At 65.6% G+C, this 11,488-nt stretch carries 9 protein-coding genes; 3 read left to right on the plus strand and 6 right to left on the minus strand.

What is annotated here, in order from left to right:
• Positions 1-53: 53 nt before the first annotated feature.
• Both ACUN9Y_RS15945 and polA read right to left on the minus strand, forming a co-directional pair.
• Complete coding sequence (locus tag ACUN9Y_RS15945) at positions 54-767, minus strand: haloacid dehalogenase type II (RefSeq protein WP_445461712.1); 714 nt, start codon at positions 765-767, stop codon at positions 54-56.
• 34 nt (positions 768-801) lie between these two features.
• On the minus strand, positions 802-3,606 hold the full coding sequence (polA, locus tag ACUN9Y_RS15950; protein WP_445461713.1) for a DNA polymerase I: 2,805 nt from the start codon (positions 3,604-3,606) through the stop codon (positions 802-804).
• Positions 3,607-3,869: 263 nt separating this feature from the next.
• On the opposite strand from polA, the gene ACUN9Y_RS15955 reads away from it, so the two are divergent.
• The 3 genes from ACUN9Y_RS15955 to speA all read left to right on the plus strand — a co-directional run bounded on the left by ACUN9Y_RS15955 (position 3,870) and on the right by speA (position 7,381).
• Positions 3,870-4,142, plus strand: a complete 273-nt coding sequence (locus ACUN9Y_RS15955) for a DUF2782 domain-containing protein (protein WP_445461714.1) — start codon at positions 3,870-3,872, stop codon at positions 4,140-4,142.
• A 345-nt stretch (positions 4,143-4,487) separates the two neighbouring features.
• Positions 4,488-5,465: a homoserine kinase gene (locus tag ACUN9Y_RS15960; RefSeq protein WP_445461715.1), complete on the plus strand. Its 978-nt coding sequence runs from the start codon at positions 4,488-4,490 to the stop codon at positions 5,463-5,465.
• Positions 5,462-7,381 carry a biosynthetic arginine decarboxylase gene (gene speA, locus ACUN9Y_RS15965; RefSeq protein WP_445461716.1) on the plus strand — a complete coding sequence of 640 codons (1,920 nt, stop codon included), beginning with the start codon at positions 5,462-5,464 and terminating at the stop codon, positions 7,379-7,381. The genes ACUN9Y_RS15960 and speA overlap by 4 nt, the downstream gene beginning before the upstream one ends.
• Before the next feature lie 162 nt (positions 7,382-7,543).
• Here the strand turns inward: speA and ACUN9Y_RS15970 are convergent, their stop codons facing one another.
• The 4 genes from ACUN9Y_RS15970 to ACUN9Y_RS15985 all read right to left on the minus strand — a co-directional run bounded on the left by ACUN9Y_RS15970 (position 7,544) and on the right by ACUN9Y_RS15985 (position 11,467).
• The gene (locus ACUN9Y_RS15970; protein WP_445461717.1) at positions 7,544-8,227 is read right to left on the minus strand and encodes a fumarylacetoacetate hydrolase family protein; all 684 of its coding nucleotides are present in this window, start codon (positions 8,225-8,227) and stop codon (positions 7,544-7,546) included.
• A 275-nt stretch (positions 8,228-8,502) separates the two neighbouring features.
• Positions 8,503-10,233 carry an ArnT family glycosyltransferase gene (locus tag ACUN9Y_RS15975; RefSeq protein WP_445461718.1) on the minus strand — a complete coding sequence of 577 codons (1,731 nt, stop codon included), beginning with the start codon at positions 10,231-10,233 and terminating at the stop codon, positions 8,503-8,505.
• Between the two features lie 29 nt (positions 10,234-10,262).
• Positions 10,263-10,634: a lipid-A-disaccharide synthase N-terminal domain-containing protein gene (locus ACUN9Y_RS15980; protein WP_445461719.1), complete on the minus strand. Its 372-nt coding sequence runs from the start codon at positions 10,632-10,634 to the stop codon at positions 10,263-10,265.
• Positions 10,631-11,467 (minus strand): glycosyltransferase family 2 protein, encoded by an 837-nt coding sequence (locus ACUN9Y_RS15985; protein ID WP_445461720.1) that lies wholly within the window; start codon positions 11,465-11,467, stop codon positions 10,631-10,633. Before ACUN9Y_RS15985 ends, ACUN9Y_RS15980 begins: the two co-directional genes overlap by 4 nt.
• Positions 11,468-11,488 lie beyond the last annotated feature (21 nt).

Genomic DNA, 11,488 nt, shown 5'->3' on the forward strand with positions numbered 1-11,488 from the left:
TTCGTCCCCTGCTTCATCCCCTCTTTGCACGCACCCTTTTTCACACACCCCCGTCACACACCCAAACGGTCGGCGAGATCGACGAGCGAAGTCGCGTGCCAATCGTTGACGGCGCTGCCGGAGACGTCCTTGGGTGCATCGTCGCCGAATTCGATCGGCCTCTCGATATAGGCCGTACCCAGGCCGCAGGCTCGGGCCGCATCGAGATCGTTCTGGTGGGCGGCCACCAGGGTCACGCGATCCGGCGTGACATCGAACACCCGTGCCACGCCCCGGTAGGTGTCGGGATGCGGTTTGTAGGCACGGAAGACTTCCGCCGACAGAATCAAGTCCCAGGGGAGTCCTGCCCCCTTGGCCATATCGGCAAGCAGCCCCAGATTGCCGTTGGACAGCGTGCACAGGGTGAACTTCTGCTTCAGACGCGTCAGCCCTTCGACGCTATCGGGCCACGCAGCCAGCCGATGCCAGACCCGGTTGAGGTGGCGACGCTCGGGCTCATCGAGATCAATGCCGTATTGCGCGAGCAGTTGATCGAGAATCAACCGGTGCAGGTCATCGATCAGGGTCCAGCCAAGCTCCCCCGACATCACCCGAGCCATGGCGGGCTGGTAGCCGGAGCGCCAGGCGCGGGCGAAGTCGGCGCCACTGACACCGGCGGGAAGCGCAAGACCCATGGCCTCCACCTCCCGGACGATGGAGCCGTGCCAGTCGACGACGGTACCGAAGACATCGAAGGCGAGAATGCTGGGGGCGGTCGGCGTCGACATGCGATCTCCTTGTCATGGGGGAAATGTGGGTCGATCAGTGCGCTTCGTCCCAGCTGGCGCCGCTCTCGGCCTCGACGATCAGTGCCACGTCGAGCTTGGCGGCATTCTGCATTCGCGTCTTGACCTCATCGACAAAGGCCTCGACCTGATCGTCCTTGACCTCGAAGACCAGTTCGTCGTGGACCTGCATCACCATCCAGGCATCGAAGGCATCCTGACCGCTCTGCGCGGCGAGCCAGGCATCCACGTCGATCATGGCGCGCTTGATGATATCGGCGGCGGTGCCCTGCATCGGGGCATTGATCGCGGTGCGCTCGGCGCCCTGCCGGCGAGCACGGTTCTGGGAGTGGATCTCCGGCAGGTACAGGCGGCGACCGAAGACCGTCTCGACGAAGCCATCGTCGGCGGCCTGGGCACGAATGCGCTCCATGTAGCGGGCGACGCCGGGGTAGCGGTCGAAGTAGCGGTCGATGTAGGTCTTGGCCTGGCTCTGCTCGATGTGCAGCTGACGGCCCAGGCCCCAGGCACTCATGCCATAGATCAGGCCGAAGTTGATCGCCTTGGCGCTGCGGCGCTGGTCCCCGCTGACCTTGTCGAGCGCCACGCCGAAGACCTCGGCCGCGGTCGCCGCATGAATGTCCCGCCCCTCGGCGAAGGCCGTCAGCAGGCCCTTGTCACCGGACAGGTGCGCCATGATGCGCAGCTCGATCTGCGAGTAGTCGGCGGCGACGATACGATAGCCAGGCCGGGCGATGAAGGCCTGGCGAATGCGCCGCCCTTCATCGGTGCGGATCGGGATGTTCTGCAGGTTAGGGTCGGAAGACGATAGCCGCCCGGTGGCGGTAACCGCCTGATGATAGCTGGTGTGCAATCGCCCGGTGGCCTTGTCGACCAGCTTCGGCAGCTTGTCGGTGTAGGTGGAGCGCAGCTTCGACAGGCCGCGGTGCTCCATGATCACCTTGGGCAGCGGGTAGTCCAGGGCCAGCTCCTCGAGCACCGCCTCGGCGGTGGATGGCGCGCCCTTGGGGGTCTTCTTGATCACCGGAATGGCCTGCTCTTCGAACAGGATCTGGCCGAGCTGCTTGGGCGAGCCCAGGTTGAACTCGCGCCCGGCCAGTTCGAACGCCTTGGCTTCGAGCTCGCGAATGCGCTCGGCGAGCTCACGGCTCTGGGTGTGCAGCCGCTCGGCGTCCAGCGCCACGCCATTGCGTTCGATACGCGACAGCACCCAGATCAGCGGGCGCTCCAGCTCGTCGAGCACCTCGGCCAATCGCCCGGTACTATCGATCCGGGGACGCAGCTCCCGATGCAGACGCAGCGTGATGTCGACGTCTTCACAGGCGTAAGGCGCCGCCTGCTCGAGGGCGATCTGGTTGAAGGTCAACTGCTTGACGCCCTTGCCGGCGATATCCTCGAACTTCACCGTGGCCTCGCCAAGGTACTTGAGCGCCAGGGAGTCCATATCGTGACGGGTCGCGGTGGAATCCAGCACGTAGGACTCGAGCATGGTATCCATCAGCTCGCCCTTGACGGCGATGTCGTAGCGGGCCAGCACCGAGATATCGTACTTGAGGTTCTGGCCGATCTTCGTGATGCCTTCATTACCGAGCAAGGGCGCCAGGGCCGCGAGCACCGCCTTGCGGTCGAGCTGATCCGGGGCATCCAGGTAGTCGTGGGCCAGCGGAATGTAGGCCGCCTCGCCAGGTTCGAGTGCGAGGCCCACCCCGACGATGTCGGCCTCCATGTAATTGAGGCTGGTGGTTTCCAGGTCGAAGCAGAAGGCATCGGCCTCGCCGAGGCGCGTGAGCCACCGGTCGAATTCGGCCTGCTCGACGATCACCGTATCGCAGCGGCTACCCCGGCAGCCGCTGTCGGCGGCAGCAGACGGGGCCTGGCCCTCGACTCCCGAGTCTGCCGCAGGCGTCGCGGTGCCTCCGGCCACGTCATCGACGCCCTCGTCATGACCGGCCAGCAACTCCGTCAGCCAGGCCTTGAACTCGAGGCGCTTGTACCACTGTTTCAGGGCCTCACGGTCCGGCGCGGCGATGGCCAGATCGTCCAGCCCCAGTTCCAGCTCACAGTCGGTCTTGATCGTCGCCAGCCGATACGACAGGTAGGCCTGATCGCGGTGCTCTTCGAGCTTCTTCGACAGGGTCTTGGCGCCACGAAACGACAGCGTCTTGATCTTGTCAAGGTCGCCATAGATGGTGTCGAGGCCACCTTCCATGCCTTGCAGCAGGCCAATGGCGGTCTTCTCGCCGACCCCCGGGACGCCGGGAATATTGTCGACCTTGTCGCCCATCAAGGCCAGGTAGTCGATGATCAGCTCCGGTGGCAGACCGAACTTGGCCTTGACCCCGGCGATATCGAGGGTCTCGTCCTTCATGGTGTTGACCAGGGTAATGTGGGCATTGACCAGCTGGGCCATGTCCTTGTCGCCGGTGGAGATCACCGCGTCACGCCCGGCCTCCGTGGCAAGCCTGGCGAGGGTCCCGATCACATCGTCGGCCTCGACCCCCTCGATGCACAACAGCGGCAGACCAAGGGCCTTGACGCACTCGTGCAGCGGCGTCACCTGGGAGCGCAGGTCATCCGGCATCGGCGGCCGCTGGGCCTTGTACTGGGCGTACATGGCATCGCGAAAGGTCTTGCCGGGGGCATCGAAGACCACCGCCATGGGACTGTCGGGATAGTCCTTGATCAGACGCTTGAGCATATTGATCACGCCCTTGACGGCACCGGTGGGTTGACCTTCGGAGGTGGTCAGCGGCGGCAGGGCATGAAAGGCACGATAGAGATAGGAGGAACCGTCGACGAGGACGATGGGGCTGGCGGCCATGGATCGGCGTCCCTGAACAAGAGATGAGCGATGGAGTCTAAGCGTTTGTTACCATGATACGCATCACCGGCCCGCTTTGCCGGAGGCTTTTTCGAAACCGGTGCCAATCCTATATAGTGCCAGGCAACGCAACGTCCCCCGGTAGAGTGAATGACCTGCCGGCATTCGTTGAGACGCAATCGGCCGGGCATGTCACGTGCGATGAGCCGCACCAGGCCACGCCACGCCGAGGACACCGGATCCTCGCCCCAGGAGTCAGCCCCATGACGCTTCCCCGCACCCTTTCCGCCCTGCTCGTGACCACGGCCCTGCTCATCGCCTCGGGGCCCCTGCTGGCCCAGCCAGTGAGCCCAGACATCAGCGTCCGCCAGGAAGCCGGCCAGACGCTGCGCGAGTATCGGGTCAACGGCAAGCTCTACGCGATTCGCATCGACCCCGATGGCGGCGGCAGCTATTTTCTCGTCGACCGCACCGGCGATGGCAACTTCGAGCGCAGCCAGAGTAACAACGTGGATATCCCCAACTGGGTGAAGTAACCGCGACGCACCCACCGGCTGGTCCAAGTCGTTAGTCCTCGCTACCGGGCAACATCACCGCGCTCTTCACGTGCATCTTCGCGTGCAACACGCGGCCCAGTCGCTGAAGGTGTTCTAGCGCAGCGCGCCTGCCAGGGCGTTGGGCCTCGCTGCCGGGCGACATCACCGCGCTCTTCGCGTGCATCTTCGCGTGCAACACGCGGCCCAGTCGCTGAAGGTGTTCTAGCGCAGCGCGCCTGCCAGGGCGCCTGCGAATGCGCCGGGGGACATCACCGCGCTCTTCGCGTGCAACACGCGGCCAAGTCGCTACAATGGGCGCCTTGGCATTTCCGGGCGAGACGACACATGGCCGTATTCACACCACTTGACGACACCCAGGTGGCGGACTTCTTGAGCCGCTTCGATGTCGGCACCTTGACTGAACTTCGGGGCGTGCCCGCGGGTACGGAGAACAGCACCTTCTTCGTGACGACCGATCGCAGCGAGCTGGTACTGACCCTGTTCGAACAGGGCGAGCACGAGGAACTGCCGTTTTTCGTCGAACTGCTGGACTACCTGGACGAGCACCGTATCCCGGTGGCGGGCCCCGTCCACGACCGCGACGGCATCGCCCTGCACGAACTGGCCGGCAAGCCGGCGCTGTTGTTTCCTCGGCTTCCCGGACGCCACCCCAGCGCGCCCAATCTCGCCCAGTGCGCCGCCCTCGGGGATGCCCTCGGTCGCATGCACCGCGTGTCTCACCACTTTCCCGGCCATCGCCCGAATCCACGCGATCTGCACTGGCTGACGCCCATGCATCACCAGGTGCTGGTGTACCTGTCCGCCGACGACCAGGCCTTGATGCAGGATGAGGTCGAGAGCTATCAGATCGCGCTCGGTCAGGCACCAGACCTGCCGCAGGGCGCCCTGCACGGCGATCTGTTCCGCGACAACACGCTGTTCGACGGCGACCGCCTGGGCGGCATCATCGACTTCTACAACGGTTGCACCGGGGACCTGTTGTTCGACCTGGCCATCGTCGTCAACGACTGGGCCTGCGATGCGCAGGGATGCCTCGACGGCGAGCGCCATGACGCACTACTCCAGGCCTACCTGGCCCAGCGCCCGCTGACCGACGCCGAGCGAGAACTGTGGCCGTTGATGCTGCGCCTGACGGCGCTGCGCTACTGGCTGTCGCGGCTGCTGGTGGTCTACGTCGACCCGCCGGCCCACGACCTGACCCCCCATGATCCTGAGCAGTTTCGCCGTATTCTGCTCGCCCGTATCGAACACGGCGCCCTGCCGCTGCCAGCCATCAAGCCCCAGAACGAGAACGCCCCATGAGCCGCAGGGACACTCAGCCCTCCGCCGCACAGCGCGCCCGTCGCACCTGGAACATCGACCAGTGGGGCAGTGGCTACTTCGACGTCGATGACGACGGCATGGCCTTGGTGCGCCCACTGGGCGACGCCGTGGAAGGCCCTAGCCTTCCACTGGCCGCGCTGACCGACCAGCTTCGCGAGGCCGGCCTGCGCCTGCCCGTGCTGATCCGTTTCAGTGACATCCTCCACGACCGCGTCGAACACCTGTGCGCGGCCTTCGATGGCGCCATGCGCGAGGAAGGCTTCGGTGGCGGCTACACCGCGGTCTACCCGATCAAGGTCAACCAGCAGCGCCGGGTGGTCGAGGAAATCCTCGCCACCCAGGAGCGCGGCCGCGGCCGCGTCGGTCTCGAGGCCGGCAGCAAGCCGGAGCTGATGGCGGTGCTGGCGCTATCGGGCGACGGCTCTTCACTGATCGTCTGCAACGGGTACAAGGACCGTGAGTACGTACGCCTGGCGCTGATGGGTGAGAAACTCGGCCACCGGGTCTATCTGGTGGTCGAGAAGCTCTCCGAGCTGCCGCTGATCCTGGAAGAAGCCGAGCAGCTTGGCGTCACGCCACGCATCGGTCTGCGCGCCAGGCTCGCCTCCGAAGGCAAGGGCAAGTGGCAAAGCACCGGCGGCGAGAAATCGAAGTTCGGCCTCACCGCGGGCCAGATACTGGCCGTGGTGGAGCATCTACGCCAGGCCGATCGCCTCGCCAGCCTGCAGCTGGTGCACTTCCACCTGGGTTCCCAGATCGCCAACATCGGCGACATTCTGCGCGGGCTGCGCGAGTGCGCGCGGTTCTATCAGCACCTGCGTGAACTCGGCGCACCGGTCGACACCGTCGACGTGGGGGGCGGGCTCGGCGTGGACTACGAAGGCACCCGCTCGCGTAGCTTCTGCTCGATCAACTACTCCATGGCCGAGTACGCGCGCAACGTGGTGGCCGCCTTCGCCCAGATCTGCCAGAGCGCCAACCTGCCGCACCCGCACCTGATCAGCGAGTCCGGGCGCGCGCTGACGGCCCACCATGCCGTGTTGGTGACCAACGTCATCGGCGAAGAGCGGGTCGACGTGGCCACGCCCGAGCGGCGGGAAAGCCCGGAGCCTGCGGTGATGGGGCTGTGGCGGATTCACGACGCCCTGCTCGATGATCCTGAGCCACGGGCGCTGGTGGAGGCCTGGCATGGCCTGCTTCAGCACATGGGGGACCTGCATGACCGCTTCGTGCTGGGCCTCGCCGACCTCACCGCCCGGGCCGAGGGCGAGCGGGTCTATTTCGCCAGCTGTGCTCAGCTGCGCGAGCGGCTCAATTCGCGCAATCGCGCCCACCGTGAAATCCTCGACGAACTGGCCGAGAAGCTTGCCGACAAGCTGTTCGTCAACTTCTCTCTGTTCCAATCGGTGCCCGACGTCTGGGGCATCGACCAGATCTTTCCGGTGCTGCCATTGGCCGGACTCGACCGTGAACCGAGCCGCCGCGGGGTGATTCAGGATATCACCTGCGACAGCGACGGCAGGATCGACAGCTACGTCGACGGCCAGGGGGTGGAGACGACCCTGCCGCTGCCGGAATGGCGCGACGACGAGGACCGCCTGCTGGGCTTTTTCCTGGTCGGCGCCTATCAGGAGATTCTCGGCGACCTGCACAACCTGTTTGGCGATACCGATGCGGTGGATGCCTCACTGGATGCCAACGGCGACTGGGTCCTGAGCAACCTGCAGCGCGGCGACCGCGTCGCCGACGTGCTCGGCTACGTCAACTTCAATGCCGATGTGCTTCGCGATCACCTGAGCAATCAGCTCGCCGTCAGCCAGCTGGATGAACAGGAGCAACGCCGGTTCATGGATGAGCTGTCGGCGGGGCTAGAAGGCTACACCTACCTGGAGTAGCCCGAGCGCCGTTGGGCCGTCTTTCGGGGCTCTTGCCGCGCGCTCCTCCGGTACTTTTCTCCCGCGCTAGTTCACCCGGCGTTGAACAACACAACGACGAGGCCCCGCCAATGGCGGGGCCTCGTCGTGTCGATAGCGTGTCAGCATCGGGAGCGAGAGGCCTCAGGCTCGCTCGGCGACACGGGTCTCCAGGGCCAGGGCCTCGCCCTCCCCGAGGCTCAAGGAAAAGGTCAGCCGAGTTCCCGGCTCGAGCACGCCGACGCCGGCCGGCGTACCGGTCAACACCACGTCTCCCGGGGCCAGGGTGAAATGACGGCTCATCTCGGCCAACAGCGCCGGGATCGGAAACAGCATGTCGCCGGCCACCCCGTGCTGGCGGCGCTCGCCTTCGATGTCCAGGGTAAACGTCAGCGCCGACCATTGCGGCACCTCGTCGACGGCAACGAACCGTGACAGCGGGCAGGCACCGTCAAAGGCCTTGGCGATCTCCCACGGATGGCCCTTCTTCTTCAGCTCGGACTGCACATCACGCAGGGTCAGGTCCAGCGCCAGGCCTACCCCGACCACCGCGCGTTCGGCCTGTTCGGGCGTCGCATCGGTCAGCGGCTCGCCGATCAGCAGGGCGAGCTCCGTCTCGAAGTGCACATCGCTGCGCGCAAAGGGGCCGTCGACCGGCTCGTCCAGCGCCACCACGCTGGAGGCCGGCTTGATGAACAAGATCGGTGCCTTGGGGACGGGGTTGTCGAGTTCACGCGCGTGCTCGGCGTAATTGCGCCCGACGCAAACCACCTTGCCCAGGGGCGAAGAAAAGGGGTGTCCATCAACGAAACGGGGGGCGAAGGGCATCGGGAGCTCCTGTCATGATCACCAAGACGGCCAAGATAGCGCGCCACACGGCACCGGCGACACGCCGGTGAACCTGAAGGAGTCTATCGCAGCGGCGCCGTACCACCATCCTCTAATGGTCGGTAGACGACGCCCATGTCTTGGATCAGCCTTGGGTCGGCCTTGGTTCAGCCTTGGGTCGGCCTTGGGTTTGCGGCTATCGCCGGCCGCTAGGGCATGGCCGCGACGCGAGCCATTTCCACCGCGGCCACGTCCGCTTGCCGTCGACCGCGCCGTTAAAAGTAGCGGGCGGCTCCCGAGTCGGGTAACGAGGTCGGCGCCAGGTACAAGGGCGCCGAGGCTAAGTCACCGGCGCAACCGGCAAAGGCAGTGCCCGGAACCAATAGCCAGTCGTGGCGGTTCTGGTGGCCCATGTCCAGGGCCTGACCCAGATCACCGCAGGTCACGTCCTGCGCATCCTTGTCCACCACCAGCATCCAGCGCTTGTCCGGATTCTCGGCGAGCCACGCCCAGGCCCGCGGCAGCTCCTTCTCGATCGGCGTCGTGTCTCCGAAATGCACCGTCGGCACCCGAGCGTGGAGCAGGATTTCCTCATCGAAGTTGAGCAGCGCCAGTTCGCCCTCGGGCCCGACATCGGCGGCTACCCTGGCCATCATGTCACGAGGAGATCGCTCCGGGTCCATCCAGCTGTAGCCCTGGGTCGACCACCAGCCCCACAGCACCCAGAAGAACAGGGTGACGACGATCAGACCGCGGCGTGGACGCAGCCACAGCGCGAGGAGCAGTGCCACGATGCCCAAGGCCATCCACTCCCACCAGGGCGTGATTCCGTAACGATGCGCGAGTTTCTCCAGCGGAGCGAAGCCGGCGAGGCCCAGCACCCCGGCCGTAGCCAGCAAACCCGCGAAGGCCAGGGCCATGACGAAGCCGGCACGGTTGGGCCCACGGCGGCGATAGAGTCCCGGCAGCAGCGGGGCCAGCGCGATCACCATCAACGGCAGCGTCGGCAGCATGTAGACCCCGCGCTTGCCCGGCGACAGCGAGAAGAACACCACCATCAGTACCACCGCGGAAAGCGGCAGCAACACCCTGGCATCGCCCCGCTTGATGCGGCGCCACCAGTTCGGCGCGGCCCAGGGGAAAGTCAGCACCAACGGCATCCAGGCCCAGGGCAGCACCTGAACGAGGTAGTAGTACCAGGGACGCAGATGGGCCCAGGCATCGGCGTAGCGTTCTCCGGTCTGCTTGAACAGGATATTGTCGCGGTAAGCGGCGAGACTAGGATCATCGGAGAACGTCGTCATGAGGATCATCGGCAGCCCCCAGGCCAGCACCACCAGGAACAGGCAGCCGACGCCTTCCAGCAGATGGCGTAGCGTGATCGGCTCGGCATGCCCACGCCGCCCCAGCAGCCACCAGGCGGGCAGCAGGGCAAGCGGCAGGAACCCCACGCCCTTGGTCAGGATCCCCGCGCCCATGGCGGCGAAGCCGAGTCGCCACCAGCCCAGCGCCGGGCCCAACACGGCGTGGCGCATCAAACCGTAGGTGGCCAGGGTGGTGAAGAAGGTCAGCAGCATGTCGATCTGGGCGGTCTTGGCCTGAAGCACAAACTGCAAGGTCGCCAGCATGGCAATCCCGCTAAGCCAGGCGATGCGCTGGCCGTAGAGACGACGCACAAGGTCCACCACCAGCGCCAGGGTACCGAGACCGGCAAACAGCGAAGGCAATACGAAACCGACGCGCATCGAGCCCGTCAGCCAGATGAAAAACGCCGAGGCCCACATGAAGATCGGTGGCTTGTCGGCGTAGAGTTCACCGCCGCGATGAGGGATCCAGAAGTCTCCGGTGACCAGCATCTCGATGGCGTTGAGCGCGAAACGTGGCTCATCGGCGGGCCAAGGGTCGCGCCAGCCGAGGCCTAGCGCCAGCAACAGTACAGCAAGAACACCGAACGTCACCCAGGTCAGGGTGGCGTTGCGGTGGGGGGAAAAGAGCGACGACAGCATGCGATGCCTCTGGTGGTCTAGGTCTAGATCTAGGCGTGGGAGTCCGGCGCCGAAGACGTTGCCGTGGCGTTGGCCGAGGCCGTGGCGTTGGTAGAGGCCGACGTTTCGGTGTCGGCATCGGCTTGCGCCTGGCTGCGCTTGCGATGTCCACGCAGCAGCGAGAGGTTGCGCAGATAGATGAACAGACCCGCGCCCTGGCCGAGAATGAACACCGGGTCACGGCGATGAATGGCATAGGCGAGCAGTACCGCACCGCCGCCCAGGCTCAGAAACCAGAACGCCGCCGGCACCACGCTGCGCCGTGCTCTCTCGCTGGCCAGCCACTGCACGATGAAGCGCGCCGAGAACAACGCCTGACCGGCGAAGCCGACCAGCATCCACAGATTCAGGCTCAGGCTCATGGCATGGCACCGCTGCCGCGAACAGCGCTGACGGCCGCCCGAGTCGCTGACGTCGTGTGGGGCACGACGCGAAGACCGGGAACCCTTTCACCGACCCGGGGCAGATCGAGAGCGCCATCGACATTCAGGCATGCCGCCGGCAGGCGTGAGCGGCGCTGCAGCCACATCACGCCGATCATGTCGACGATGCCGACCCACAGGCGATTATTGAGGCCGTAATGGGACCGCCCCGCCCCGCGCTCGCGATGATGGACCGGCCGCGACAGGCAGCGCCCGCCCTGGGCGCGAATCAGGGCCGGCAGGAAGCGGTGCATATGATCGAAATACGGTAATGTCAGGAAGGCGTCACGACGCATCACCTTGAGGCCACAGCCGCTGTCCGGAGTGGCATCGCCAAGCAGTCGGCGGCGCACGCCGTTGGCCACCCGCGACGAGAAACGCTTGAGTGATGTGTCCTGGCGCGAGGTTCGATGCCCCCCCACCAGGGTGGCCTGTTCGGCAATGGCGGCGTCGAGCAATGCCGGGATATCGGCGGGATCGTTCTGGCCGTCGCCATCGATGGTCGCCAACCATTCCCCCCGCGCCTGCCAGGCTGCCTGCCACACCGACGTGCTCTGGCCGGCGCTGGCACGATGATGGACGGGACGCAGCGACGGCTCGCGATGGGCCCGCTCCACCAGCAGCGTCCAGGTCTCGTCGCTGGATCCGTCATCGACCACGATGACTTCGTGAGAGACGCCATGAAGCGCGGCGGCGATCTCGTCGAGCAACGCCGGCAGGTTGCCCGCCTCGTTGTGGGCCGGCACCAACACGGAAAGCGTGACAGCAGTCATGATCCATACCTGTCATTGAAT

It is taken from the genome of Halomonas sp. V046 (assembly GCF_052645355.1).

Bases quoted from the DNA above. Each gene is read 5' to 3' on its own strand.
- ACUN9Y_RS15945 (WP_445461712.1), bottom strand. From the start codon at position 767: ATGTCGACGCCGACCGCCCCCAGCATTCTCGCCTTCGATGTCTTCGGT.
- polA (WP_445461713.1), bottom strand. From the start codon at position 3,606: ATGGCCGCCAGCCCCATCGTCCTCGTCGACGGTTCCTCCTATCTCTAT.
- ACUN9Y_RS15955 (WP_445461714.1), top strand. From the start codon at position 3,870: ATGACGCTTCCCCGCACCCTTTCCGCCCTGCTCGTGACCACGGCCCTG.
- ACUN9Y_RS15960 (WP_445461715.1), top strand. From the start codon at position 4,488: ATGGCCGTATTCACACCACTTGACGACACCCAGGTGGCGGACTTCTTG.
- speA (WP_445461716.1), top strand. From the start codon at position 5,462: ATGAGCCGCAGGGACACTCAGCCCTCCGCCGCACAGCGCGCCCGTCGC.
- ACUN9Y_RS15970 (WP_445461717.1), bottom strand. From the start codon at position 8,227: ATGCCCTTCGCCCCCCGTTTCGTTGATGGACACCCCTTTTCTTCGCCC.
- ACUN9Y_RS15975 (WP_445461718.1), bottom strand. From the start codon at position 10,233: ATGCTGTCGTCGCTCTTTTCCCCCCACCGCAACGCCACCCTGACCTGG.
- ACUN9Y_RS15980 (WP_445461719.1), bottom strand. From the start codon at position 10,634: ATGAGCCTGAGCCTGAATCTGTGGATGCTGGTCGGCTTCGCCGGTCAG.
- ACUN9Y_RS15985 (WP_445461720.1), bottom strand. From the start codon at position 11,467: ATGACTGCTGTCACGCTTTCCGTGTTGGTGCCGGCCCACAACGAGGCG.